Source organism: Tractidigestivibacter sp. (genome assembly GCF_057241865.1).
Map to the genome: position 1 here is coordinate 81,169 of NZ_DBHHPX010000005.1, position 24,325 is coordinate 105,493.

The 24,325-nt window shown below is 62.6% G+C and carries 23 protein-coding genes; 7 read left to right on the top strand and 16 right to left on the bottom strand.

Annotated features, from left to right (window positions below; all coding sequences use genetic code 11):
- Nucleotides 1-174: 174 nt before the first annotated feature.
- The 10 genes from ACO59D_RS02910 to ACO59D_RS02955 form a co-directional block, all read right to left on the bottom strand.
- Complete coding sequence (locus ACO59D_RS02910; RefSeq protein ID WP_485125685.1) at nt 175-1,788, bottom strand: ClC family H(+)/Cl(-) exchange transporter; 1,614 nt, start codon at nt 1,786-1,788, stop codon at nt 175-177.
- Nucleotides 1,789-1,939: 151 nt separating this feature from the next.
- Nucleotides 1,940-3,139, bottom strand: coding sequence for a C40 family peptidase (locus tag ACO59D_RS02915; protein ID WP_485125686.1), 1,200 nt, complete (start codon nt 3,137-3,139; stop codon nt 1,940-1,942).
- A gap of 173 nt (nt 3,140-3,312) precedes the next feature.
- A complete protein-coding gene (locus tag ACO59D_RS02920) occupies nt 3,313-3,849 on the bottom strand; it encodes an adenine phosphoribosyltransferase (RefSeq protein WP_485125687.1) in 537 nt (178 codons plus the stop codon).
- Between the two features lie 64 nt (nt 3,850-3,913).
- Nucleotides 3,914-4,648: a transcriptional regulator FtsR gene (gene ftsR / locus ACO59D_RS02925; RefSeq protein ID WP_485125688.1), complete on the bottom strand. Its 735-nt coding sequence runs from the start codon at nt 4,646-4,648 to the stop codon at nt 3,914-3,916.
- Nucleotides 4,649-4,651: 3 nt separating this feature from the next.
- Entirely contained in the window at nt 4,652-5,086 is a 435-nt protein-coding gene (locus tag ACO59D_RS02930) for an FHA domain-containing protein (RefSeq protein ID WP_130812059.1), read from the bottom strand.
- Nucleotides 5,087-5,128: 42 nt separating this feature from the next.
- Nucleotides 5,129-5,506 carry a RidA family protein gene (locus ACO59D_RS02935; protein ID WP_485125689.1) on the bottom strand — a complete coding sequence of 126 codons (378 nt, stop codon included), beginning with the start codon at nt 5,504-5,506 and terminating at the stop codon, nt 5,129-5,131.
- Nucleotides 5,503-6,405 (bottom strand): hypothetical protein, encoded by a 903-nt coding sequence (locus ACO59D_RS02940; protein ID WP_485125690.1) that lies wholly within the window; start codon nt 6,403-6,405, stop codon nt 5,503-5,505. The genes ACO59D_RS02935 and ACO59D_RS02940 overlap by 4 nt, the downstream gene beginning before the upstream one ends.
- Before the next feature lie 49 nt (nt 6,406-6,454).
- Nucleotides 6,455-7,597, bottom strand: a complete 1,143-nt coding sequence (locus ACO59D_RS02945; RefSeq protein ID WP_485125691.1) for a D-alanyl-D-alanine carboxypeptidase family protein — start codon at nt 7,595-7,597, stop codon at nt 6,455-6,457.
- Complete coding sequence (locus tag ACO59D_RS02950) at nt 7,597-8,328, bottom strand: CDP-alcohol phosphatidyltransferase family protein (protein ID WP_485125692.1); 732 nt, start codon at nt 8,326-8,328, stop codon at nt 7,597-7,599. Before ACO59D_RS02950 ends, ACO59D_RS02945 begins: the two co-directional genes overlap by 1 nt.
- A 154-nt stretch (nt 8,329-8,482) precedes the next feature.
- Nucleotides 8,483-9,877: a M20/M25/M40 family metallo-hydrolase gene (locus ACO59D_RS02955; protein WP_485125693.1), complete on the bottom strand. Its 1,395-nt coding sequence runs from the start codon at nt 9,875-9,877 to the stop codon at nt 8,483-8,485.
- 167 nt (nt 9,878-10,044) lie between these two features.
- Between ACO59D_RS02955 and ACO59D_RS02960 the strand changes: the two genes are divergently transcribed.
- Nucleotides 10,045-10,383 (top strand): DUF1292 domain-containing protein, encoded by a 339-nt coding sequence (locus tag ACO59D_RS02960; RefSeq protein ID WP_485125694.1) that lies wholly within the window; start codon nt 10,045-10,047, stop codon nt 10,381-10,383.
- Nucleotides 10,384-10,507: 124 nt separating this feature from the next.
- Here the strand turns inward: ACO59D_RS02960 and ACO59D_RS02965 are convergent, their stop codons facing one another.
- Nucleotides 10,508-11,677 (bottom strand): phosphoglycerate dehydrogenase, encoded by a 1,170-nt coding sequence (locus tag ACO59D_RS02965; RefSeq protein ID WP_485125695.1) that lies wholly within the window; start codon nt 11,675-11,677, stop codon nt 10,508-10,510.
- A 48-nt stretch (nt 11,678-11,725) separates the two neighbouring features.
- The gene (gene serC / locus ACO59D_RS02970) at nt 11,726-12,838 is read right to left on the bottom strand and encodes a 3-phosphoserine/phosphohydroxythreonine transaminase (RefSeq protein ID WP_485125696.1); all 1,113 of its coding nucleotides are present in this window, start codon (nt 12,836-12,838) and stop codon (nt 11,726-11,728) included.
- Between the two features lie 201 nt (nt 12,839-13,039).
- Between serC and ACO59D_RS02975 the strand changes: the two genes are divergently transcribed.
- The 4 genes from ACO59D_RS02975 to ACO59D_RS02990 are packed head-to-tail and all read left to right on the top strand — an operon-like array spanning nt 13,040 to nt 17,686.
- A complete protein-coding gene (locus ACO59D_RS02975; protein ID WP_485125697.1) occupies nt 13,040-13,816 on the top strand; it encodes an HAD family hydrolase in 777 nt (258 codons plus the stop codon).
- A 49-nt stretch (nt 13,817-13,865) separates the two neighbouring features.
- Nucleotides 13,866-15,920, top strand: a complete 2,055-nt coding sequence (locus ACO59D_RS02980; RefSeq protein WP_485125698.1) for an oxidoreductase — start codon at nt 13,866-13,868, stop codon at nt 15,918-15,920.
- A gap of 45 nt (nt 15,921-15,965) precedes the next feature.
- The gene (locus ACO59D_RS02985) at nt 15,966-17,237 is read left to right on the top strand and encodes an aconitase X (RefSeq protein ID WP_485125699.1); all 1,272 of its coding nucleotides are present in this window, start codon (nt 15,966-15,968) and stop codon (nt 17,235-17,237) included.
- Entirely contained in the window at nt 17,237-17,686 is a 450-nt protein-coding gene (locus tag ACO59D_RS02990; RefSeq protein ID WP_485125700.1) for an aconitase X swivel domain-containing protein, read from the top strand. The genes ACO59D_RS02985 and ACO59D_RS02990 overlap by 1 nt, the downstream gene beginning before the upstream one ends.
- A gap of 133 nt (nt 17,687-17,819) precedes the next feature.
- On the opposite strand, the gene ACO59D_RS02995 is transcribed toward ACO59D_RS02990, so the two are convergent.
- Nucleotides 17,820-19,439, bottom strand: a complete 1,620-nt coding sequence (locus tag ACO59D_RS02995) for a RecQ family ATP-dependent DNA helicase (RefSeq protein ID WP_485125701.1) — start codon at nt 19,437-19,439, stop codon at nt 17,820-17,822.
- A 134-nt stretch (nt 19,440-19,573) separates the two neighbouring features.
- On the opposite strand from ACO59D_RS02995, the gene ACO59D_RS03000 reads away from it, so the two are divergent.
- Entirely contained in the window at nt 19,574-20,932 is a 1,359-nt protein-coding gene (locus ACO59D_RS03000) for an MATE family efflux transporter (protein ID WP_485125702.1), read from the top strand.
- Nucleotides 20,933-20,978: 46 nt separating this feature from the next.
- Here the strand turns inward: ACO59D_RS03000 and ACO59D_RS03005 are convergent, their stop codons facing one another.
- From ACO59D_RS03005 to ACO59D_RS03015, 3 genes are all read right to left on the bottom strand, one after another.
- A complete protein-coding gene (locus ACO59D_RS03005) occupies nt 20,979-22,148 on the bottom strand; it encodes a hypothetical protein (protein ID WP_485125703.1) in 1,170 nt (389 codons plus the stop codon).
- A gap of 52 nt (nt 22,149-22,200) precedes the next feature.
- On the bottom strand, nt 22,201-22,917 hold the full coding sequence (locus ACO59D_RS03010; protein ID WP_485125704.1) for a PTS sugar transporter subunit IIC: 717 nt from the start codon (nt 22,915-22,917) through the stop codon (nt 22,201-22,203).
- 570 nt (nt 22,918-23,487) lie between these two features.
- Nucleotides 23,488-23,961, bottom strand: coding sequence for an ATP-binding protein (locus ACO59D_RS03015; protein ID WP_485125709.1), 474 nt, complete (start codon nt 23,959-23,961; stop codon nt 23,488-23,490).
- On the opposite strand from ACO59D_RS03015, the gene ACO59D_RS03020 reads away from it, so the two are divergent.
- Nucleotides 23,920-24,264 carry an ATP-binding protein gene (locus ACO59D_RS03020; RefSeq protein WP_485125705.1) on the top strand — a complete coding sequence of 115 codons (345 nt, stop codon included), beginning with the start codon at nt 23,920-23,922 and terminating at the stop codon, nt 24,262-24,264. The genes ACO59D_RS03015 and ACO59D_RS03020 overlap by 42 nt on opposite strands.
- Nucleotides 24,265-24,325 lie beyond the last annotated feature (61 nt).

A 24,325-nucleotide genomic window follows, 5' to 3' on the forward strand; every position in this document is an offset into this window, starting at 1 on the left:
CTGAAAAGGCCCGTGTAGGTCCTCCAGGGGCGCGTTTCCTTTCTTTCGAAATAATCCGTGATAATATATCTTATGTAAAGTAGAGAGAAGCTAGAGTAGGAGTGGGCACATGGCTTGCACCCTCGGTGCCCATGCCACCTACACCCCTACTGCGCCACCGTGCCTCTCTGCTGGCTAGCGTTCGTTCGAGGGCGACCAGTTTGTGTTTACTCCCGCACGTGTCATCTGTTGGAGCTTGAGGGCCGCGTCGCTTTCCGTATCGGTGCTCATGATGACGAGCAGCTCGTCCAAGGCCATGATCTGTATGCTACCCGTAGGCACAATCTCCTGGCCGGCACGCTCGACCGTCACGACGCGTACGCCATCGGGCCACGGAATGTCCTTGATGAGCATGCCCTCGATTCTCGCTCCGGTGCCCACCTTGTAGGTGTGGACGATCTTCTCGCCAGCCCCACCGTTCACCATGGGGTCATCGGGCGTTACTCCCAAAAGAGCTGCTAGCAGGTGTTCGTAGAACGGGTCAACGCGCAACAGGTTTGCCGTCACGTACGCGAGTATGGCAACAATCGAGACGGAAAGCAGTGAGTCCAGTGACCCCGTGAGCTCGAAGACCAGCACGACGGCAGTCACGGGGGCCCTTACAACGCCCGAGAAGCATCCGGCCACGCCGAGGGCCACGAAGTTCACCACGTAGGCCTGGGGCAGCCCAAGGGCGTTTATCGCTATGACGCCAAACAATCCCCCGACGAGAGATCCCATGGCGACAAGCGGGAACAATGTGCCGCCAGGAGCTCCCGAGGCAAAGCAGATGGTCGTGAACAGGTACTTTGCCAGCAGCAGCCCCATGATCGCCCACCATGCCAGACCGCCCGTCTTCTGGATGGTCTCGACGATGGCATCGCCCCCGCACATGAGCTGCGGAACTGTAAACGCCACAACGCCAGAGAGCGCAAACGGTATGGCGAGGCGGGCATACGGGAGGTGCCCTTCGATCCTTGCGTAGCACTGTTGGGCAAAGAACATACCCTTGTTATGCAAGGCCCCAAGCACGCCACAGGCAAGACCCATGAGAACGACGAGGAGATAGTCGACGTGTGGCAGGTCGGCGGCAAACGAGAGGCTCAGCACCGGCCGCACGCCAATCACCTGCGAGACGAGAAAGTCTGAGACAACCGATGCCGTCATGACCGAGATGACCAGCGGCGCATTGAACTCCTTGTGGATCTCCTCGACGGCAAAGAGGACCCCCGTGAGCGGCGCGTGGAATGCGGCAGACATGCCCGCGGCGGCGCCACAGGTAACGAGGAGGCGTTCCTCTCCCCTGCCGCGCTTGAGCGCCTTGGCAACCGCCTTGCCGGACATGCCCCCAAGCTGCACCGAAGGCCCCTCTCGTCCAAGCGAGAGGCCTGCGAAGGCGCAGAGCGTGCCCTCGGCAAACTTTGCGGCGACAACGCGGTGCCAAGGCATGTCAATGCGGCCGATGACCTCAGCGTCTGTCTGAGGGATGCCGCTGCCTTGGGTGTAGGGCTCCCACAGCAAGAGCTTTGACACAACCACGAGGATGACAGCGAGGATGGCAAACCAGGCGGCCACAAGGATCGCGTGGCCCGCAAACGCTCCCGTAATGGAGCGTAGGCCCTTCTCGGCAAGGGACAGTGCAAGACGGTAGAGCGTCACGACGCCTCCGCCCAGAAGCCCGGCAAGCGCGCCCTCCCCCACCAGGTTCACCTGGAACCGGCGAGAGAGGCGACGCCCCACCGTAAGCCTACGAGCCGCACGCTCTGTCATGCACCAACCACCGCCATCATCCCGTCCACTCAGATCAGCAACAACCAGCCTACTCCTTTGCATGGCCGGCGGTTAGGGTCTGATACAGACAAGAAAAACGCCCCCGTTGGTTCGGGGGCGCAAGCAAGCCATGCATATGCAGCAGAAGCGACTAGTACGAACCGCCGCCGTAGAAGCCGTAGATGCCGCCAACGATGACGCCGGAAGAGGGGTTGGCTGCGTGGACGATCTGGCCGTTGCCAAGGTAGATGCCCACGTGGCTTCCGCCGTACTCGAAGACAAGGTCGCCATAGGAGAGCTCGTCGATGCTCGTCTTCCATCCGCCGCTCGCTTTGATGGAGCCAATCATGTCATAGGTAGTGCGCCCACGGGCGCTCCCATAGACGTAGCAGACTAGACCCGAGCAGTCGAATGCATCGGGGCCGGAGGCACCATACACATAGGGGTGCCCAACAAGCGCGAGTGCGGCCGAGACGCCGCCACCCGAGGGTACGTTAGGGCTGCTTGAGCCGCTGTTGGAGTTCGAATTGGAATTCGAGTGGCTGTTCGAGTTCGAGTGGCTGTTTGAGTTCGAGTTGCTGTTGCTGTTCGTGTTGGACGAGGTGCCACCACTGTTGGTGTTGCCTGAGGTGTTGTTCTCGGTGGTGCCGCCGCCGCTGTTCGAGTTGATAGTCTCTTGGGTCTGGATGGCCTGGACCACCGTAGTCACCGAGCTTGCCTGCTGCGCCTCTGCAGCCGCGGCTGCCTCTGCAGCAAGCTGAGCCTGGACCTCCTCGTTGAGCGAGTCGTAGTACTGCTGGGCCTCGGCGACCTGATTCTGGTAGTCAGAGGTTTGGGACTGGAGACTGTCCACCTGCGCCTGCTGATCCGACTGCTGCTGCTCGAGGTCGCTCTTCTGCTGCTCGAGCTGATCGGAGAGCGACTGGACCTCTGCGATTGCCTCGGCATCGGACTCGGAAACCTTGTCGAGGTAATAGATGTTGGAGGAAAGCTCCTCAAACGAAGCAGAGGAAAGGATCAGGTCGAGCGCGCTTGAGGAACCCGACTTGTACGAGCTCTTCATGCGGCCACCCAGTTCCTGGCGCTTCTCGTCTAGCTGGGTCTGCGTGTCAGAGATCTGCTGCTCGGTCTCGGCGATGCTGTAGCCGGTCTGCTCGAGCTCGGAGGTGGCAGTGGAGAGCTGGTCCTGGAGAGAGGAAAGCGTGGAGCCAAGGGAGTCAAGCTTGGCCTGTGCAGCGGAGAGGTCATCCTGAGGGCTTGCCATGGCAACGGTGGGTACAACCGAGAGCGTGCATGGCATGGCAAGGGCAAGAACCAGTCCCGCTGTGACGATTCTTCTTGCATGGGTCATTGCATAAGTCCTTTCGACGCTTGGAAAACATTCTACGCCAGACTCCGGCGAACGGCATGTCTTTCCATACGATGGGCAGAAGGCTCTGGGGCGCTTTCAGGTGCCTCGCATAGCAAGCCGACCGCCCCGTTGCGGGGACGGCCGAAAAATCGCTGGTAGAATGTACCAATTCCCTACTTGACGGGGATGAGCGTGTAGACCTCCTCGTTGGGATAGTCCCTGGCGATAACGTCGCGCGGATTCAGGAATGTGAGCTCGAGGATGAAGGAGAAGCCCCCGATGCGAGCGCCGGACTGCTCGACGAGCTTTGCCGCGGCAGCGGCCGTGCCACCCGTAGCCACTAGGTCGTCCACGATGAGCACCACATCATCCGCAGTGAGGGCATCCTTGTGAATCTGCAGCTCGTCGGTACCGTATTCGAGCGAGTAGGACTGGGAGTAGACCTCACGGGGGAGCTTGCCGGGCTTGCGGGCAGGAACGAAGCCCGCACCAAGCTTGTAGGCAACCGGTGCGCCCACGAGGAAGCCACGGGCCTCAGCGCCAACGACCTTCGTGATGCCGCGGCCAAGGAAATGGTCGGCGATATCGTCAACGAGATGCACGAGGCCGTCGGGATCGGCGAAGAGCGGGGTGATGTCCTTGAAGGTGACCCCCTTCTCCGGATAGTCGGGGATGCTCATGATGCGGCTCTCGTAGTCGAAATCAGACACGTGCGGTTCCTTTCCCTATTGCTGGTATGCGTGCTGCGATAAACCCTGCTATTGCAGGGGCGCCTTATGAGCCTTCCATGCCCTTGAACGACTGGTGCACAAGACGGCGGATGAGCTCGTTTCGCACGGCGTCGGTAAGTCCGAGCATACGTGAGAAGGCCTGCTCAAAGCGCTCCCGAGCCTCGTCTGTAACCTCGACCTCGACGCCGCCGCCCCTCTTTGCATAGACAACAAGCGCCTGTTCGAACATGGCAGACTCGCGGTTGGCCGAGTTCACGTACTGGCGCAGGTTTTTGGGTCCGATCCCATAGTGGCGAAGCTCATCACAGGTGCGGATGAGCCCGATGTCATGCCCGTCCACAAGGTCGCGCCCATGGGGAGAGCGCTTAAGCGTGATGACGCCTGCCTCGGAGAGCTGGCGCACAAAGCTTACCGAGACGCCCGCGACCTCAGGCATTCGATCGATGGGGTGGAGCCTCTCAACGGCCTCGCCATTCACCGGACCCATGAGTGACGCTTCGACCGCGGAATCAGCAGCATGAGGCTCCCCTGCGTCCTCCCGCTCAAGCTCGTCCCTTATGACGGAGAGCGGGAGAAACCTGTTCTTCTGCAGGTAGAGGATGGTCTCGAGCCGCTTTATGTCACGCTGCGAATAAAGGCGATACCCACCCGGCGTGCGGGATGGGTTGAGAAGCCCCTCGTCCTCGAGGTAGCGGACCTTCGATATGGTGAGGTCGGGATAGAGGCTCTGGAGCCGCTTTACGACCTTGCCGATTGTGAGGTATCCGGCGTCAGGCATGGCCTAGCCCTCGGCGTCGATCCTGCGCGGACGAGCGTTGGTATGGAATACCATGCGGAACGTGCCAATCTGGATGGTAGAGCCATCCTTGAGCGACGCCTTGCTCACGATGGCACCGTCGACCCACGTCCCGTTGAGAGAACCAAGGTCCTCGACCGTGGCCCTCCCCTGCGGGCATGCCGAAAGATCCATCTTTGCATGATGGCGCGAGACGGTCATGTCGTTAAGAAAGACACTGTTGCGCGGGTCGCGGCCCAAGGTGATGATGGGCGTGTCAAGCTCGAACGTCTCGCCAATCTGGGGGCCCTTGACGATGGTCAGCGTGGGATGCGCAGGCTTCTGCTCGGCCATGAGGTCGGGGACGGTTGCGTCTGCGGAGGGCATGCGAAAGATCTCCGTTGCCCCCATATCGGTGGCGTGGTTGTTGGTGGGCTGCATCAAATCTCCCCTCGAATGAGCTTTACGATTCCATGATACCGCTTACCTGCAGGCCACGCAGTCCATCTCGACAAGTGCTCCCAAAGGAAGCGCGGATACCGCAACGACGGAGCGTGAAGGCGCAGGCTGTGTGAAGCGCTCGGCAAAGACCCTGTCCATGGCGTCGAAGTCTTCCATGCGTGTCAGGTAGACAGTGGTCTGGGCCACATCGGAAAGCGAGCAGCCCACCTCCGCGAGGATGGCCTCGATGATGTCGATGACGCGTGACGTCTGGGTGGCCACGCTTTGCCCCACGACCGTCTGGCCGTCTGGTGCCACGGGAAGCTGTCCCGAGGTATACACAAAGCGCCCCGCAGTCGTACCTTGGGAGCAGGAGCCATAGACATCCGGTGCCTGGGCGGCGTTGATTGCGTATTTCATATTCTCCCCCACTCTTCGCGAATGCCGCGTGCGCCAACAAAGTCGTTCCCCGGGCGAAGGAGTCCCCAGTTGCGCAGGTTCTGCTCGCCGATCTCGACAACGTCGCTCGACTCAAGCGGCCTTGTCCAGGGGTGCCTCGACCATGCTTCCAGCACGGCGTTACGCCCCACGGGCATAACCCACTCGAACGAGAGAAGGCTGCGCCACACAACACGGACGGCGCCCTGGTGAACGAGAAGCACATAGGAGGTGACACCGGCACCATCAAGCGGAAGCCCCATCGCAAGTGCCGGGATGTGCCCATCGAGCGAGACGCTCCCCACCGAACCGCGCGCGGGCAGCGAGCGAGCGGCATTAGGCAGGTAGTCTGAGAGAAGCTCGTTTGCCCGCTCGCCCATGACGAGAAGCGGTACGAGCATGCCGCTTGCCTCTCCGAGCGTCGTGCCCTCATAGGGCGCGTTGCCGTTGCTGCTTATCTGCGAGAGAAACGTAAGCCACCCGGCAACGACCGGACCCCTGTGCGTTGGGTCGAGAAGCACGTATTCGTGCCTGCCGGTACGGGCCACAAGTGGCACCGAGGTTATGGTTCCGTCACCGGTAAGCGCAGGCTCGAAGGCGCATTGCCCTACGCTGAGCTTGCGTGCGCAGAAGGCCGCCTCGCAGAGCTCCTGGGGGTGCATGCCAGAGATGAAGCGGTAGGTTGCGCCGGTGAGGTCTGCAACAGCGGCACCCCCGAGCGCCTTCGGGAGCGGCTGCTCACCAGGGTACGAGACGGGATAGGCAAGGCCCGTGTCCTCCGCGCGCCCAAAGCCTGCACCCAAGAGAAGATGCTCCTGGTAGAGTGTGCCTCTCACCGTCTTGGGAGAAGGCCCTCTCCCCTCTTCCTGCTCGTCTGCCATGAGAACTCCCTTTTTGAAGCTGGCGGGACCAGGCCCCGAGTGATCTCTGCTATGCGGCATACCCATAGAGGGGCAGCGTGAACACGTTAACACGGGGAATGTCGTCTAGCGTGGCGTGAGCCGTGTAATGGACGCTCCCTGCCAGCCTTCCGCCCTGCGTCCATACGGACGAGCCAACCGGCTGGCCATCGTCGACAAGCAGATCTCTCCGGAGCATCGTCGTGCTATAGGAGAGGTCCCCGCCATCGGGCCAGACGACCGCGCCCTCGTCATCTGTGGGAGTAACGACGCAGGACACGGCAAAGTTGTATGCATACGGTCGCACACCCACAACCCATGACCTCTTTGCCACGGAGCGCATCTCATAGTTCTCGTATGCCCAGTCGAGAAGCGACACGGTGTCGGTGAAGCGGCCCAAGCTTGTCTGCGCGCCCAAAACGCAGGTGAAGAGTTCCACGCCATCTCGCTGGCATGCGCCCAGGAAGGCGGCGCTTCCCTCGACATAGCCGGTTTTGATGCCACGAATTCCCTTGTAGGTTCCCAAGAGCTCGTCAGTCGAGTAGAACGTCTTCTGTGTGCCGCCAATGCTTACGGTGACGGAGCGCGTGTGCACCGTGGCGGCGACGAACGGGTACTCGGAGAGTGCCACCCTGCCCATGAGGGCAAGGTCAGAGACGGTGGAGTAGTGTCCGCTCTCATCAAGGCCGTGGGGGTTCTCAAAATGGGTGCTCGTCATCCCCAGCTCTTGGGCCTTCTCGTTCATGAGCTCAACGAAGGCCTCCTCGGAGCCTGCGACGTTCATTGCGACGTTCACTGCGGCGTCGTTGGCAGAGTAGACGAGCATCACGCGGAGAAGCTCGCGCAAGGTGGGTGTGTCGCTCTCAGTGAAGCCAGCCGTCTGCGAGTCTGCTCCCAAATCAGTCGCATAGATCCGACAGGGGGTGTCGAGGTCCATCCCAGCGTCGAGGGCCACCATCGCGGTCATTACCTTGGTTATCGACGCCATGGGCATCTGGGTGTCAGCGTTTTTCGAGTAGAGGACGTTGCCTGCGGAGTCCTCGACAATCGCGCATTGGGCCTCGCTTAGGGTGGGCTCCCCGAGCGAGTCTGCGGCGAGGGCTACATGGGGAAGCAGGAGGAGAAGCACGCAGGCGATAAGCGCTGCACCAAGGTGGTTCTTGCGGACAGGCATCACCGGTCCCCCCTTCGCTCCCCAAGTGCCTCTCGGCGAATTTGCACGCCTTCGCAGGTGTAGATGACGGCGGTGGCCACCGAGCAGACGAGCCCCGCGTAGACGAAGAAGATGCCCAAGGTGGCAGGCTCGGCGTTGAGGCCAGGGAGCCATGAGACATCGCAGAGGCCAAGGCCACGTACGACGGGAGCTCCCAGGAGCAGGTCGCAGAAGCCAAGCATGAGAAATGCCGTTGCGACCTTGCCGATGTAGACCACGTCCACAGGTCGCCGGCGGTATCTCTGAAGAATGAATGCTCCCACGGCAAGGTAGCAGTCACGGCCAATCACGAGCACCGCCACCCAGATGGGGAGCTCGCCGGTGAGAACAATGGCCAGCACGCCTGTGAAGAGCAGGACGCGGTCCATGATGGGGTCCATGACCTTGCCCAGCCAGCTGACGGTTTGGGTGCGTCGGGCAACCTGGCCGTCAAGGAAGTCTGTCACTGCGGCGATGGCATAGAAGCAGAGCGCGAGCACGCGGTTGGTGCCCTGCACAAAGAGCACGAGGAAGGCAATCGTGAGCGCGAGGCGGCATGCCGTAATGAGGTTGGCAACGGTGAGCACCTCGAAAGAGGGGTTGTCCGGAGTTCCTACCGGTGCGGTCGTGGTACCCTTGCGCTGCGCGGCCTCCGCGTCCGAGTCGGTCACGGTCCTGATCTGGGAACCCAGGTTCTCAAGTTTTCTTGACACAGTCCTGTCCTTCTGGCGCTCGTCCGACCCGGCTATCCACCCTATTGCGAATGCCCGAAGCCCCATACTACCCCAACTTTGGCCGGATGCCGCCCCCTCGACACCGACCCCAAAACCTGACCAAGGCCTGATGCGCACTGGGCGGCTCCCCTCCCTAGAGGATGGTCCTCTCGAGAAGGCGTACCAGCACACGGATTCCCTGTGCATATGTTTGGCGAGAAATGCGCTCGTTTACTCCGTGGACGCCGGTCGCCTCCTCCTCCGGAGTTGGCCTAAAGGGGATGACACGCAGTATGGAGTCGCAGATGCGCTCGTAGCGTATGGCGTCGGTGCCGCCGCAGACAAACGAGGGCACCACCTCGACGCCACCATAGAAGTGCTCTAGGGCCTCGGCAACCTCGGCGTAGCCAGCCCCCTCCGTCGAATCCACCCTCCCCGCGGGCGTGGCGTGGGCGACGTGCACGGTGATGCCTGTGCCGAGAAGCGCATGCTCCGCCCAAGCCAGCACGTCGCCTGCCGTGGTTCCTGGCAGCAGGCGAAAGTTGACAGTCGCGCTTACGTCACCCGGCATCACGTTGGGGGTGGCCGAGCCTCCTTCGAGCATGTCGACGGCCATCGTGGTGGCTACAAATGGATAGAGCTCCCGTCGCCCTGCAGCGAGGCAGGCGATCTTCTCGGCGTTGGCGTCTACGTCTTTGACAAGGGTGCGGAGGGGCTCTTCGGCAATGCGTGGCGCAAGGGTGCGGAAGGTGTCGCGCACGATGGGTGTGAGCTCTGGTGCAGGGCACGCCTTCGACAGGCGCGAGATGCCATTGCAGAGGCGTTCGAGCGAGGTCCCCCCAAAGGGGTTTGAGGAGTGGCCACCCCCTCCCTTGGCCTCAAGACGCAGGTCGAGGTAGCCCTTCTGAGAGATGCAGATGTCCGTGAGGACGCGTCCGGGTGCACCCCAGATGGCACCGTCGACCATCGTCGTGGTGCCCTCGTCAAGCAGCCATGCGGCGTGCATGCCGCGCTCTGCAAGGAGGGCCGAGAGCCTCGTGGCCCCGGCGCTTGCGGTCTCCTCGTCTGCGCCGAACGCAAACACGACGCAGCGACGTGGCTTCTCGCCTCGTGCGAGAAGGTACTCGAGCGCCTCGAGCTCCCCCATGAGCATGTCTTTGATGTCAAGCGTGCCCCTGCCCCAGATATGGGCCTCGTCCATGTCGCCAGAGAATGCGCCATGGAGCCACTCTTCCTCGGTACCCGGCACCACGGGCACCACATCCTGGTGGGCAAGGAGCAACACGCAGGGAAGCACGGGATCGCTTCCCGGGCAGGTGATGAGAAGGTTCCTTCCCACCTCCTCGAAAGTCGAGGAGGCCATGATGTGGGGATAGGAAGAGCGGACCAAGGCATGCAAATCATCGAAGGGCGCCTGCTCGGTATTCTCGCCACGATCTATGGTCCTGCATGAGACGGCTTGCGCAAGCCGCTTAGCCGCACCGGCGTAGTCGAGGTCAGGGTAGTCCCCCTCACATTTGTAATGTGCGTATACATTGATACCGCTCATGGTCTCCTCCCTACCGTCTACGGTTGGGCTCGGTTGTCTTTCCTATGGTAGACGGCGTAATTAGGTCTGTTCACCGAGAAGGCTTGCCTTTCACGTTCAGGAAATGATTGTGCAGATAGACTAGTCAATGGGTGCACGGGTACCCGGCCCCGGATGAAGGAGAAGCCATGGCGGAAGACGAGGAGTACTTCGAGGACGCCGAGCTCGACTTTGACGAGCTGGAAGAAGACGACTTTGGCCTCGGGGACCAAGGCGGCTGGGCCGACGATGACCCGGAGTCGATTACGCTTGAGTATGACGACGGAACCTCCGAGAAGTGCGATGTGTTGGGAATCTTCCCATACGACGGCAGAGAGTACATTGCGCTCGCACCTGAGGGCAACCAGGAGTCGCTCTATCTCTACGGGTACGTTGAGCACGATGATGGCACCAACGACATCGTTCCCATTGACGATGACACTGAGTTTGACGCCGTGGCAGCGGAGTACCAGGAACTCATGGAATAGCCTGCTGCTGCGGTGCCCAGAGACCGGTGGTGCCCAATCGCCACCCGCTGCTCACGAAAACCGCCCCGCCCGGACGCGTCCGGGCGGGGCGAGCCTTTCGAGAGGGCACAGATGGTCCTGCCACTCACTGGGCACGGATGACACGGACACGGCGTACGCCTTCGGCCTGCGCAAGGTGGTCGATCACATCCGCGGGAACCTCGCCTGCAATATCGATGAGGGTGTAGGCCATGGAGCCGCGACTCTTGTTGGCCATGTTCTCGATGTTGATGCCCGAGTCAGCAAGGTACTGGGAGAACTTGCCGATCATACCCTGTACGTTCTGGTGGATGAGGGAGAGACGCCCGCCAGACGCGATGGGACCGAGGTCGACAGAGCCAAAGTTCACCGAGTGGGAAACGTTGCCGTTCTCGATGAAGTCGCGCAGCTCCTCGGCTGCCATCACGGCACAGTTCTCCTCTGCCTCGGTGGTGGAGGCACCAAGGTGCGGCAGAACGATGGCGTTCCTCATGTCGGCCGAGACAGGATTGGGGAAGTCCGTCACGTAGTGCGCGATGTGGCCCTCTGCGAGGGCGGCCGCCATGGCACGCTCGTCTACGATGGTGTTGCGGGCAAAGTTGAGCACCACGGCACCTGGCTTCATCTGGGAGATGAGCTCTGCGCTCACCATGTTCTTGGTCGAGTCCATGGCAGGCACATGAATGGTGATGTAGTCGCAGTCGGCGACAAGGCGGGAGAGGTCACTGGCGTGCTCGATGCGACGGTCGAGGTTCCACGCCGCAGAGACCGAGAGGTACGGGTCATAACCTACGGCCTGCATGCCAAAGCGCGTGGCGGTGTTGGCCACGGCGGCACCAATGGCTCCGAGGCCGATGACGCCGAGGCGCTTTCCGGCAAGCTCATGGCCGGCAAACTGCTTCTTTGCCTTCTCGGCGTGCTTTGCGAGATCGGGGTCATCGGTGTTGGCACGCACCCACTCGATGCCGCCGACAATGTCGCGACTGGCCAGCAGCAGGCCAGCAAAGACAAGCTCCTTCACCGCGTTGGCGTTGGCACCAGGCGTATTGAAGACCACAATGCCCTCGTCTGCGCAGCGGTCGCACGGGATGTTGTTCACGCCGGCTCCGGCGCGCGCGATGGCGATCAGGCCCTTCGGGAACTGAGTCTCGTGGAGGCTTGCGCTTCTCACCATGATGGCGTCTGCGGCCTCTAGGGTGTCAGTGAGCTCATAGTTGGCACCAAGGCGGTCGGTGCCCGCCTTGGCGATGTTGTTCATGCAGTGCACCTTGTACATGGAAGCGGCTCCGTTTCGTGACGTGACGAGCATGATGCCGGGGTATGGCTATGCCTTGTGGGAGCGCTCGAAGCTATCCATGAACTCAACCAGCGTCTCGACGCCGGCCTTGGGCATGGCGTTGTAGATGGAGGCGCGCATGCCGCCTACGGTGCGGTGTCCCTTGAGGTTCACAAGGCCTGCGTCGGCCGCCCTTGCCACAAACTCGGTGTCGAGGTCCTTGTCGCCGGTCACGAAGGGGACATTCATGAGCGAACGGCTGGCGGGATCGGTCACCGTGGGGTGGAAGAGCTCGGAGGAGTCGAGGTAGTCGTAGAGAACCTCGGCCTTCTCGGCGTTTCTCTCGTGCATTGCCGCAAGGCCACCGTTGTCGAGCAGCCACTGGAACACGAGGCCGCACATGTAGATGCCCCAGCAGTTGGGCGTGTTGTAGAGAGAGCCCTTGTCGGCCTGGGTCTTGAAGCGAAGCATTGTGGGAACTCCGAGAAGGTCATCGGGAATGAGGTCCTCGCGCACGACGACGATTTGCACGCCAGCGGGACCAACGTTTTTCTGTACGCCGGCATGGATGCAGCCAAACCTGGTCACATCGACCGGCTCGGAGAGGAACATCGAGCTCTGGTCGGAGACGAGCATGTGGCCCTTGGTGTTGGGCAGTGCGTGGTACTGCGTGCCGTAGATGGTGTTGTTCTGGCAGATGTAGAGGTAGTCCGCATCGTCACGAATGGGCAGGTCCGAGCAGTCGGGGATGTAGGTGAAGTTCTTGTCGGCAGAGCTTGCCACCACGTTGGCGTCACCCAAGACCTGGGCCTCCTGGTAGGCCTTCTTGGCCCAGTTGCCGGTGATCACAAAGTCTGCCTTGTGGTGAGGCGCAAGGTTGATGAAGGTGGTCGCGAAGAGCAGGGAGTCACCGCCCTGCAGGAAGAGCACCTTATAGTTCTCGGGGATGCCCATGAGGGTACGGATGTCGGCCTCCGCCTTGTCAAGGATGCCCTGGAAGGCCTTGGACCTGTGGCTCATTTCCATGACGGACATGCCCGTGCCTTGGTAGTCGAGAATCTCTGAGCCCGCGCGAGAGAGCACCTCCTCCGGAAGTACGGCGGGGCCGGCGGAGAAGTTGTACACGCGCGCCATGTAGATCACTCCCATTTTCTGGTGCATCGGGACTTCTCGGCTGCTGGTTGGATTGGTGCCACGGCTGCAGCCGACTCGTGCTTCAACATGATAGCCACGCGATGACGGGAAATCGCAATCGTTACGTTTTGATAACCTAGAGGCGCAGTGGGAATTTGCTCCGCAATCGCGCATAGGCTGTCGGCTGCTAGAATTGGTGTAGCGACTTTGACGAGGAGGGGAAAGCCCATGGAGCAGGCGGCAGAGCGTGCGCACGCGGAAGAAGGCCTTGTCGACATAGTCTTCTTTGACATCGATGACACCCTCTATGATCAGGCCAAGCCCTTTGCCTATGCAGTGCGGCGCACCTGCGGGGACATCCCCGGCGCAACTGACGATGACCTCTACGAGGCCAGTCGCAAGCACAGCGGCCCCATATTCGCGGCCTTCTCGGCCCATCGCGTGCCCACGGTCGAGGAGTACGCCCTCCGCATGCAGCGGACGCTCGCCGACTTTGGCGTCTCGATAGACTTTGCGATGGCATCGGAGGCGCAGCGCGTCTATTCAGAGGAGTCCGGCGTGGCAATGTCGCTCTCCCCTTCCATGGCATCCTGTCTGGACGTATGTCGCGCACGGGCGCGCCTGGGCGTGGGGGTCATCTCGAATGGGCGTGTCGCCCTGCAGGACGAGAAGCTGGACATCCTTGGCATTTGGCGGTGGGTGGACCGCGATGCAGTCTTTGTCTCGCAGGCAGCTGGCTTTGCCAAGCCAGACCCGGAGCTCTTTCGCTTTGCATGCAGTCACATGGGTGTCTCGCCCGAGCGCTGCGTCTATGTGGGAGACGCCTGCGATACCGATGTTGTGGGCGCATGTGCGGCAGGAATGCCGTGCGCGTGGCTCAACCGGCGCGGACAGCCAAGACCGCGGGGCACCAGGGGGGTTGCCCCGACCTGGGAGGTTTCTTCGGAGGAGGGCCTACGGGCTCTTCTCGGCAGCGAGGACTTCTGGAACCTGGGCCGTTCGTGACGTGCGCCGCCACGGTGGGCACGCGCCATAAGGAGAGAGAGGGCATGCTATGGATTCAAGGCTCGAGCCGCTGTTTACCCCATGGAGCATCGGCGAATGCGAGATAAAGAATCGCATCGTCATGACGTCTATGGGTGGAACCAATGTCTTTGGGTGGATGGAGAAGAACCACTTCGATCGCGATGGTGCCCGCTTCCTCATGGAGCGCGCACAGAACAACGTCGGCCTTCTCCTCCCTGGCTGCCAGCCGGTCTACAACCCCATCGGCGGGCAGTGGCTCGACAAGAACCGCACCATGTACGAGGAGCTCAAGCCCTTCATGGAGCGGCTCCACGCCACGGGTGCCAAGATGTTCGTACAGCTCACGGCTGGCTTTGGGCGCAGCTTCACGGTATCGGACTCCATGGAGGGGCTCTACACAAACCCGCTCCTGCGCGCCCTCTCACGCCCGTTCCTGGACCTGGACAGGATTTGCGCCACGGCGTCCCCCTCGCCTAACCGCTGGTCGGACAAGGTGTCCTCCCGCGAGATGACCATCGGCGAGATCGACCGGCTGGTGGAGGCCTTTGCCACCTGCGCCAAGCTGCTCAAAGACGCCGGCGTTGACGGCGTGGAAGTCCATGCCGTACACGAGGGTTACCTTCTCGACCAGTTTACGCTCCCCTATGTGAACCACCGCAACGACATCTATGGTGGTTCTCGCGAGAATCGCTATCGCTTCCCGGTACGCATCGTCCACGCCATCCACGACGCCGCGGGCGAGGACTTCCCCGTGTCGCTTCGCTACTCGGTGGTGAGCCGCACCAAGGGCTTCCGCGAGGGCGCCCTTCCCGGTGAGGACTACGTCGAGGCCGGTCGTACGATGGAGGAGTCCGAGTGGGCCGCGCGCTACCTCACCGACGAGGGCTACGCGATGCTCAACTGCGACAATGGCACCTATGACGCCTGGTACTGGGCTCACCCGCCCATCTACATGCCCGAGAACTGCAACCTCGACGACGTCGAGCACATCAAGGGCTTCGTGGGCGCGCCCGTTGTTTGTGCTGGGCGCATGGACCCCTATGTGGGTGCGCAAGCCGTGGCCGAGGGCAAGATCGATGCCGTGGGCTTTGCCCGCCAGTTCCTGGCCGACGGCGAGTGGGTGACCAAGCTTGTCGAGGGGCGAGAGAAGGACATACGTCCCTGCATCTGCTGCCACAACGGCTGCTTCAACATGTGTCACTACAATGGCCATGCCAACACCCAGACGCTTGGGGATTCGCTGCACCTCTCGCGCTGCGCCGTGAACCCCGAGACCATGCAGCACGGGAAGCACCACATTCGCCCCACGACTACGCCTAGGCGCGTTGCCGTCGTGGGAGGCGGCATCGGTGGCATGGAGGCCGCGCGCGTGCTTGCGCTGCGTGGCCACTGGCCCGTCGTATACGAGCGGTCCGACCGCCTGGGCGGGGTCTTCCGCGAGGCGGCGTCTGCCAGCTTCAAGGGGAAGCTCCGCGACCTTCTCGCCTGGTATGAGCGGCAGATGGAGGTCTTGGGCGTCGAGGTCCACTACAACCACGAGGTCATCGGCGTGCGGGAACTCGACGAGGACTACGCCATTGTGGCAACGGGTGCCACGCCCAAGCGCCTGCCCGTCCAGGGCTTCGAGCATGCGATGGATGCCCTTGACTACCTCGGCGGTGCCGAGGTGGGGCAACGCGTGGTGGTTGTCGGCGGTGGCCTCACCGGCTGTGAGGTGGCGCTTGAGCTCTACCTCTCGGGCAAGACGCCCGTCATTGTCGAGATGAAAGACGACCTGGTGGCACAGGACGGAGTGTGTCTCGCCAACTCGAGCTACCTGCGGGAGTTCTTTGCGTGGAAGAAGGTCCCCGTCTACCTCGAGACCACGGTGCATGCCATGGGTGACGGTTGGGTGCAGATCTCCCGCAAGGATGGAACGCTTGAGCGCATCGAGTGCGACTCCGTGGTGAGCGCCGTCGGCTACACGCCCGACCCCATCGCCAAGCCCGAGGGACGCCACGTGCAGCTTGTTGGCGACTGCGCCGGCGTGGGCAACCTGCGCTCGGTCATCTGGCGCGCCTACGAGGCCGCCTCGCGAGTCTAGCGTCGCGAGCGAGAGGAAGTCCAACCAAGGAAGGGAGGCCAGCTGATGGAGCTGACCCAGGAAGAGTGCGACATCCTTGATGGCAAGCAGGGAGAGACGCTTGCCAAGGTGATGCGGACGCTCGTCGAGTACGGAGAGGCCTTTGGCGCCAAGCGCATGGTGAAGGTGACCGCACCGGGACACCTCGTGACCAGTTTCGGTATCTCGATTCTCGAGGTGAACTTCCGCCTCATGGACGAGCTCATCGACGCGGGGCTCAAGACGAAGGAGCCCTTCACCGTCGACCCGCGCCCCATCGACAACGCCGACGTCCCGGCGAGCCTCGTGCAGAAGATCGTGGGAGCGGTGACCTACAGCAAGCAGGAGTCCTACGAGCGCCAGCTCCGTGCGGTTGGCCTCAAGGACGAGAACGCCTTCACCTGCGCCTGCTACCTGCCCGAGGTCGGCAACACCCCCAAGCGTGGCGACATCCTCAGCTGGGCCGAGTCGTCGGCCGTTGTCTACGCGAACTCCGTGCTGGGCGCTCGCTGCAACAGGAACAGCGGCTTCATCGACCTCTTCGGCAACATCGTGGGAGAGGTGCCCGAGTTCGGCTTCCTCACCGACGAGGGCCGCAAGGCGACCTGGGTCGTGGACGTGGAGTGCACGGAGAAGCCCCAGGCGCAGGTGTTGGGCTCCGCCATCGGCATGAAGGTCATGGACGAGGTCCCCTACATCCGCGGCCTCGACCGCTGGCTTGGCGGAACCTTGGACGACGACGCGAAGGCCTACCTCGAGGACATGGGCGCGGCCACGGCGTCGAACGGCGCGGTCGGCCTCTACCACGTGGCGGGCATCACGCCGGAGGCGGCGGACCTCGGCGAGTCGCTCGTTGCCGAGGGCACCAAGCACTACGTGATCGACGACGCCGAGCTCGAGCGCGTGAAGGTGAACTACCCCAACATCTGGAAGAATCCCGACGCCAGGCCAAAGCTCGCGTTTATCGGCTGCCCGCACTGCTCGCTCGACCAGCTCAAGGACTGGGCGCACCGCATTTCCGAGGCGCTTGCGCGCGAGGGCCGCACGAGGGTTGCCGTGCCGACGGTCGTCTCCAGCGCCCCCGACGTCCTGGCGGCCTTCGACGGCACGCCCGAGAAGCGCAAGCTCCTCGCCACCGGCGCCAAGCTCACCTACATCTGCCCGCTCATGTACATGGACAACCCTGCCACGGACCTGCCGGTGGTAACGTGCTCAAACAAGCTGCGCACCTACACGAGCGCCCGCTACTTTGACGAGGGCGAGCTGCTCCGCATCATCGCGAGGGGAAGGATCGACTAATGGCCGAGAAGACCTTCAAGGGACGCGCGGTCGTCGCGGGCACCACGAGCGCGAAGGCGCTGGTGAGCCACGGCGGCTTCAACACGCTTGCGAACTACCAGCAGCCCCTCATCCTGAAGAACGTGAAGGCGCCCTGCTCCGACCAGAACAACCCCGACCTCTATAAGAAGCCCCTGCAGGGAGCGGCGATCTGCCTTCCGCAGACCATCGGCTCCACCACGGGCGGCATGGTGCTCATGTGCGCGTGCGATATGGGCGCGGGGCCGGCCTGCATGCTCTTCTCGAAGGCGATCGACCCTTTGGCCGCAGCGGGTGCCATTCTTGCCAAGAACTGGACCGAGCATCCGTTTGTCGTTGTGGACCAGCTCGGCGACGAGTTCCTCGACTACGTGCACGACGGCATGGACGTGAGCGTGGCGGAGGACGGTACCGTTACGGTTTGCGGATAGCTTTGGGGGCGCCACCACAGTGGTGCCCCTCTCGGTTGAAGCTGGCGTGATTTCTCGACGTTTAGATGGCTCTAACCGTTCGGAACCTACGGGAGACAGTGGCCGACGGTCGCCAGGCACTATCGCTGCTCCCCTATCGATTGATCTCCTCGAGAAACTGCCTCCCGTAGCGCTCGAGCTTGGTGTGACCCACGCCAGAGACGGCGAGAAGCTCCTCCTTGTCTTGGGGTCTCCTTTGCACCATGGCTCGCAGCGTGGCGTCCGAGAAGACCACATAGGGCGGCACGTGGGACTCGTCTGCCAGGCGCTTGCGCAAGGCGCGCAGCCGCTGAAAAAGACGCTCGTCCTCATCAGTGACCTCAGCCTCGCTGGGAAGCTCGCGCGTGCGGTAGCCACCGGCACCCATGGCACCACGAGCCCGCCGCGAGCAAGGCCTCCTGAGATGCTCGGCCGCCGAACTCCCGAGGCACACGGAGCATCCGCCACAGCCATCCTTTCCCTTCCCCACCGCAACCGACGACGCGTCCTGCCCAAAGTAGCGCAGCACGCGGGCCCGCAGGCACGTGTCGCTCATCGCATAGCCGATCATCGCCGAGAGGAGACGCTCCCGGTTGCGCAGGAGGGTGGCCCTCTCCGCCTGGGGCGTCTCCGGTGGGAACTGGGTGTTGTCGATGAAGAAGTGGCAGGTACGGATGTCCCCACGACTCCAGAGGAGATAGCACTCCGCCGGCTCCCCGTCGCGACCCGCGCGCCCTGCCTCCTGGTAGTACTCCTCGAGCGAGAGGGGCAGCCCGCAGTTGACAACGAATCGCACGTCGGACTTGTCGATACCCATGCCAAATGCGTTGGTGGCCACCATTACGCGGGCCTCGTCGTGTACGAAGGCTTCCTGCGAGGCCGTACGCTCGGCGTTCTCCATTCCCGCGTGATAGCTAACGGTACGGATGCCTGCTGCCCGCAGGGCCTTTGCAAGCTCGTCCACTTTCTTGCGCGTGTTGGTGTAGACGATGCCAGACCACGTGGGGTGTGCCGCGAGGTAGCCCATGAGCCAGCGCGTGCGCTCGCCGGGAGTGAGCTCGAAAGACGAGAGTCGCAGGTTGGGGCGGTCAAAACCATTCACCTGCACCATCGGGTGGCGAAGGTCCAAGAGCCTCGCAACGTCCTCCCGCACGCGAGGCGTGGCCGTAGCCGTAAGGGCACAGACCACGGGGCGCTCTGGCAGCTGTGCGACAAAGGCGGGTATGCCACGGTATGCCGGACGGAAGTCCTGGCCCCACTGGCTCACGCAGTGGGCCTCGTCGACGGCCACAAGCGGTATGCACACCCGCTGTGCGAAGGCAATGAAGCGCTGGTCAGAGAGGCGTTCGGGCGCGATGTACATGAGGTCATACCAGCCGGCAAGCCCCCGTGCCATCACCACCTCCTGCTGGCGTGGGGTGAGCGTGGAGTTGAGATAGGAACCCCTGATGCCCACCTCCTTAAGAGAGCGCACCTGGTCGCCCATGAGCGAGATGAGCGGAGACACCACGAGGGTGAGTCCACCGAGAAGAACTGCGGGAACCTGATAGCAGATGGACTTCCCGGCACCCGTGGGCATGACGGCAAGCGCGTCTTGGCCTGAGAGTACCGACGCTATGACCTCGCCCTGACCAGGACGGAAGGAGTCGTAGCCAAAGTAGGTGCGGAGCGCCTCCCGCGCGTGCGCAAGAGTCCCCCCTCGCCTGTCCTGGCCCCTCTCGCCCGCCGCTGCCATTGGCCCTCCCGCGTCCCCTGGACTATGTCTTCTGAAAGTTAGTGCCGTTCGTAGTCGCAATGGCACCGCCCGGCGGTACTACCATACAACGGATGAACGAAGGCAAAGACACAGCAGCGGCCAAGTATCGGCAGATGACAGAGGAGCCCATTCGACCCCTGATCCTCTCGCTTGCCGCGCCCTCCATCATCTCGAACCTCGTGACCAGCATCTACAACCTGTGTGACACCTTCTTCGTGGGGTCGCTTGGCACATCCGCCGAGGGGGCAATCGGCATCTCGTTCGTGGTCATGACGGCGATACAGGCCGTGGGGTTCGGCATGGGGCAGGGCACCGGCAACGCCATCTCGCGCTTCCTCGGCGCCCGCGACCGTGAGCGCGCCTGCATCATGGCCACAAACGGCCTTGCCATCACGCTCCTTCTCGGCACGCTCATCGCCATTCTCGGCAACGTCTTCATCGAGCCGATCTGCATTGTCGCCGGCTCGACCGACACTATCCTCCCCTACGCCAAGACCTTCATCGGCATCATCCTTCTCGGTGCCCCCTTCATGTGCAGCTCGCTCATGCTCAACATGCAACTGCGCTTCGAGGGTGAGGCGCTCCACTCGATGATTGCCATCATGACCGGCGCTATCATCAACATTGCGCTGGAGCCGCTCCTCATCTACGTGGTTGGGCTGGGAATCGCCGGCAGCGCCATTGCCACGGTGATCTGCCAGTTCATCAGCTTTTGCATTCTCGTCTGGCAGATCCAGCGCGTGGGCATCACTCCCCTCTCGACTAGGTGGCTGAGAAGGCCCACCCGCGCCATGGTCGCCAGAATCGTGAACGGCGGGCTTCCCTCCTTCGTGCGACAGTGCATGCTCGGTGTCGCCACCACGCTCCTGAACGAGGCGGCGCGACCCTTCGGCGACGCGGCCATCGCGGCGCTCGCCGTCGTGCAGAGAATCGCAAGCATAGGCAACTACGTGCAGATTGGTATCGGCCAGGGGTTCCAGCCCGTGATTGGCTACAACTACGGGGCCAAGCTCTACGAGCGCATCCGCGCCGGGTACCGCTTCTCGGTGCGCACGGCGTTCGTCGCCGTGGCTCTTCTCGGCGTCGTGACGTGTGTCTCTGCACCGCAGCTCATTGGCCTCTTCTCGAGCGACCCCAAGGTGCTGGACATAGGCACGCTCGCGCTGCGTGTGGAGAGCTTCACGCTTCCGCTCACGGGGACGGCGATGATTACGAACTTCCTGCTCCAGACCACGGGGCGCATGTGGAGGGCGACAATCCTCGGCGCGTGCAGGCTCGGCCTCGTCCTTGGGCCCGTGGTGCTGGTGCTGCCACCCCTCCTGGGGCTTCTCGGCGTGCAGCTCGCCCAGCCCGTGACAGACGTCATCACCTTCCTGGTCACGATACCCATGGCCTGGTCGATCCTGCGCGAGCTTGCCGCCGAAGAGCACGAGAGCAAGCGAGCGAGTAGCGCTACTGTCCCGGCAAGGTAGCGCGTTGCTTCAGCTCATAAGCGCTGTCGCCATGCGAGAGAACCACTCATCCGCAGCGGCCTTGGGAAAAACCGTAAAAAACCGTAATGTAGCTCTCGAAGAACCTGCCATACTCGGTTTGATCCACCACATACCCCAGATAGCCGTCGACATAGCCACACACCAGCACGGGGACGGGCGAGGCATCTCTCAGCTGCTCTCCAAAAGAGAAGACAACCTCGGAGGGAACAAGGGCAAGTCTCACGCACCCAAGGTCAGCCAGAGTAACTGAGACGTCAAGGCGTATTCGGGGTATTGCCAGTTTTGCCTCAACCATACCAAGCATCTGGCGAAGGTCATCCGCGCGGGCGGCAATGCCGGAAGTCTTGGCAGCAGCGGGTTCTTTGAGGAGATTAGTGAGCGTGCGTTGGGCGGAGAGGAGCGCCTCGTCCTCTGCCGGCACGTAGTCGAGGTGGACCGGAACATCCTGAATTCCGTTGAGCGCTATCGGGGCGGGCTGCAGCGTTGCCGCGGCAAAGCGCCGGGCAATCTCTCCGCCAATGCGTTCAACCCCGTCAAAGCCCTCCCCGCGTCGCGTGAACCTCGTGCTTGAATCACCGGCGTCGCCAACGAGGACAACCGCTTGAGAGCCCCTGAGCGCCTCACACTTCTCGCGAGGAGCTCCCACATAATCCGTGGAAAGTAGGTGGTTCTCGCCATGGAGCACAGTGGGATGACAGGCAACGTGAAGGATGTCGATACGCTGGGAGCCGTCATCCGGGGCAAAGCTGAGAACGGTTCCGATTGTATCGCAACCTGCGCCAGCGCCGTTGCGGTTGGTGAAGAGGCCAGAGAGGTCGCACGTGCCAAAACGTGCCGTTACGTTTCCCCGGCTTGCCTGCTGAGACATACACTTCTCAGCACAAGCGACCATCGCGTCAAGAAGAGCCTCGATGAACGAAGGGTCTGGCGGACATCCTGGGTCTGCGAGCTTGCTCACCTTTGGGCCCGAGTGGGTGTGGACTGCGGCAACATGCACGCTATCTTTGGGAAGACCGGTGTACGAGGCAATTGCCTGGCGCGCCTTCTCCGCGAGCGACAGTTCGAGAAAGAAAACGTCCGCAACGCAAAGGCAGAGGTAGCGCTGCTGCTGTCCCTCCCCATCAAAGAAGAGCACACAGCGCACACCGATTTGGTCATGTACTCCCGTGGCCTCACGCCGGCCGTAGCCGTCCATGGGGCAAGGAAGGTCAGGCGTAATGTCTTGCTGAGCGTAAGTAACGCGCATCTTAGGCTGCCTTTGTCGCCGTTTGCTCAACGCTCTGCTTGGTTGCATCGCCCTTGCTTTCAAATCCAAAGACGAGCACGAGCACAAGCGCGACGACAAAGCTTACGGCCGCCTCGGCAAGGAACCATGCAATAGGTGCAAACGAGGCAAGCGTGAACACGTTGACCAGGAAGTTGAAGACAATGAGCTGAACGTTGCCAATACCGCCAACGGCTCCGCCAATCGCGCCGGCCACAACGACCATGGGGATGAGTTTGCGGTCCCTCATGATGACACCGTAGATGAGGGGCTCGTTGACGCCCGAGAGAATGCCGGAGATGAGATACGAGCCAACGAGGATCTTGTAGCTCTTGTCCTTGGTGCGCAGGAAGACGCCAAAGCTCACGCCAAGACACGCAAAGACGCTGGCTGCGGCAAGAGCAAAGATTGGGTCTCCCCCGTTTGCGTTGAGGTTTGCAAGGATGATGGGAATGATTGCCCAGTGCACGCCAAAGATAACGAGAAGGCCCCAGAACCCGCCCATCACGATGCCGGCGACAACCATGTTGGCGCTGACGAGGTAGTTGATAGCGGCACCTGCGCCATTCGCGACGGCGTTGCCGATGGGGCCGAGGACCAGCACGGTGAGGGGTACCATCACGGCCAGGTCAATTGCGGGGACGAGGAAGCTCCGCAGGTTCTTGGCTAGATGGGGACCCCGGACGAACGGTCGGACCACGAGGTCCGGGATTGGAGTCCGGGATGTACAACAAGGAGGAGAGGGAGGGGATCCTCTGGGAGTTCCACTGCAGCGGGCTGTCCGCGAGGAAGGCCTGCAGGACGCTCCCGCCGTTCCTCAACCCAGGCAACCTCTACAGGTGGCTGCGGATGGAGGACGCCGGCGGGCTCGTCGCCCGCGAGATGCCCGACCGCCTGTCGAGGATGCACTGCTCCCACGGCGAGGGCAGCCCGAGGTACGCCGAGCGCTGGGAGCACACCTCGCCCGCCCGTGGCAGCCTTGGCCGCGAGGGCGACGGCGGAGGGGGCCCACGCTGGCGGACACCGAGGGGCACGCGGAGCAGACGGACTGGTGCGACTGGGGCCGCGACCTGCCGGAGGACCCGGAGGGGCGCGCCCGCATGGCGGAGGTCAAGCTCGCCGAGGCGCTGGCGGTGTTGGACGTCTCAAAAGCACCCGGCCCTGGCTTTTTGGCCAACGCGGAGAGGTTCCTCGTTAACGTCAATAATCTTTTCACCAGCTCCGCAAACCGGGAGGTGTCGATTGCGCTAACGTATCTTCGCCGATCGCGTCAGTCGCCCCCGCCGCTTCCGGCGCCCCCTCTCCCCTCCGGCAGGAGGTCCTTGGTCCTGTGCGGCCTTCCCGTCATCCTCAGCACGTGGCAGTGGTGGCAGAGCCTGTCCGCCATCGCCGACGCCACCGCCGCGTCCCCGAGGACGTCGGCCCACGCCCCGATGCCGACGCTGGTCGTGACCATCATCGACCTCTTGCCGTACCTCCTGGAAACGAGCCGGGAGATCAGGTCGGCGCCCATCTTGCCGGCCTCGAGGCACCCGAGCCCGTCGATCGCGAGCAGCGACAGGTGCGAGCAGAGGCGCAGCCTCCGCTCGGGCGCGCCCTTCTCGGCTGCGCGCTCGAGGCCGGCGACAGCCCCTGGCAGCCGACGAAGCGGGCGGGCCTGCGCGCCCCCGCCGCCTCGACGCCGAGGGAGACCCGGCGGGGGATGCCGGTGCGCTTCTTCCAGACGGCGACGCTGGTGCTCCAGCTCGGCAAGGCCAAGCGCGAGGGGACGCTCGACCGGCTGCTGGCGGACGTCGGCAGGGCCGACCTGATCGTCCTGGACGAGTTCGGCCACGTGCTCTTCGACGTGGACGGCGCCCGCCTGCTCTACCAGGTGATATCCGACTCGTACGAAAGGAGGAGCATAGTGTTCACCACGAACGTCGAGTTCGGCGGCCCCAGCCACCGGCTCGAGGAGTCGCTCATGCTCGGAAAGTCAGGAAGCCAGCGGCGTGCCCGTGACCGAACCCGAAGAAGTTGCGTGCCCAAACCCGAAAGTTTTCCGTGACCATTTGGGGGTGGTATCGGAAATCCGTACCAGACGACGATGTCTGGAGGATGGTGCGTGC

Bases quoted from the DNA above. Each gene is read 5' to 3' on its own strand.
- ACO59D_RS02910 (WP_485125685.1), bottom strand. From the start codon at position 1,788: ATGACAGAGCGTGCGGCTCGTAGGCTTACGGTGGGGCGTCGCCTCTCT.
- ACO59D_RS02915 (WP_485125686.1), bottom strand. From the start codon at position 3,139: ATGACCCATGCAAGAAGAATCGTCACAGCGGGACTGGTTCTTGCCCTT.
- ftsR (WP_485125688.1), bottom strand. From the start codon at position 4,648: ATGCCTGACGCCGGATACCTCACAATCGGCAAGGTCGTAAAGCGGCTC.
- ACO59D_RS02930 (WP_130812059.1), bottom strand. From the start codon at position 5,086: ATGCAGCCCACCAACAACCACGCCACCGATATGGGGGCAACGGAGATC.
- ACO59D_RS02935 (WP_485125689.1), bottom strand. From the start codon at position 5,506: ATGAAATACGCAATCAACGCCGCCCAGGCACCGGATGTCTATGGCTCC.
- ACO59D_RS02940 (WP_485125690.1), bottom strand. From the start codon at position 6,405: ATGGCAGACGAGCAGGAAGAGGGGAGAGGGCCTTCTCCCAAGACGGTG.
- ACO59D_RS02945 (WP_485125691.1), bottom strand. From the start codon at position 7,597: ATGCCTGTCCGCAAGAACCACCTTGGTGCAGCGCTTATCGCCTGCGTG.
- ACO59D_RS02955 (WP_485125693.1), bottom strand. From the start codon at position 9,877: ATGAGCGGTATCAATGTATACGCACATTACAAATGTGAGGGGGACTAC.
- ACO59D_RS02960 (WP_485125694.1), top strand. From the start codon at position 10,045: ATGGCGGAAGACGAGGAGTACTTCGAGGACGCCGAGCTCGACTTTGAC.
- ACO59D_RS02965 (WP_485125695.1), bottom strand. From the start codon at position 11,677: ATGTACAAGGTGCACTGCATGAACAACATCGCCAAGGCGGGCACCGAC.
- serC (WP_485125696.1), bottom strand. From the start codon at position 12,838: ATGCACCAGAAAATGGGAGTGATCTACATGGCGCGCGTGTACAACTTC.
- ACO59D_RS02975 (WP_485125697.1), top strand. From the start codon at position 13,040: ATGGAGCAGGCGGCAGAGCGTGCGCACGCGGAAGAAGGCCTTGTCGAC.
- ACO59D_RS02980 (WP_485125698.1), top strand. From the start codon at position 13,866: ATGGATTCAAGGCTCGAGCCGCTGTTTACCCCATGGAGCATCGGCGAA.
- ACO59D_RS02985 (WP_485125699.1), top strand. From the start codon at position 15,966: ATGGAGCTGACCCAGGAAGAGTGCGACATCCTTGATGGCAAGCAGGGA.
- ACO59D_RS02990 (WP_485125700.1), top strand. From the start codon at position 17,237: ATGGCCGAGAAGACCTTCAAGGGACGCGCGGTCGTCGCGGGCACCACG.
- ACO59D_RS02995 (WP_485125701.1), bottom strand. From the start codon at position 19,439: ATGGCAGCGGCGGGCGAGAGGGGCCAGGACAGGCGAGGGGGGACTCTT.
- ACO59D_RS03000 (WP_485125702.1), top strand. From the start codon at position 19,574: ATGACAGAGGAGCCCATTCGACCCCTGATCCTCTCGCTTGCCGCGCCC.
- ACO59D_RS03005 (WP_485125703.1), bottom strand. From the start codon at position 22,148: ATGGACGGCTACGGCCGGCGTGAGGCCACGGGAGTACATGACCAAATC.
- ACO59D_RS03020 (WP_485125705.1), top strand. From the start codon at position 23,920: ATGCCGGTGCGCTTCTTCCAGACGGCGACGCTGGTGCTCCAGCTCGGC.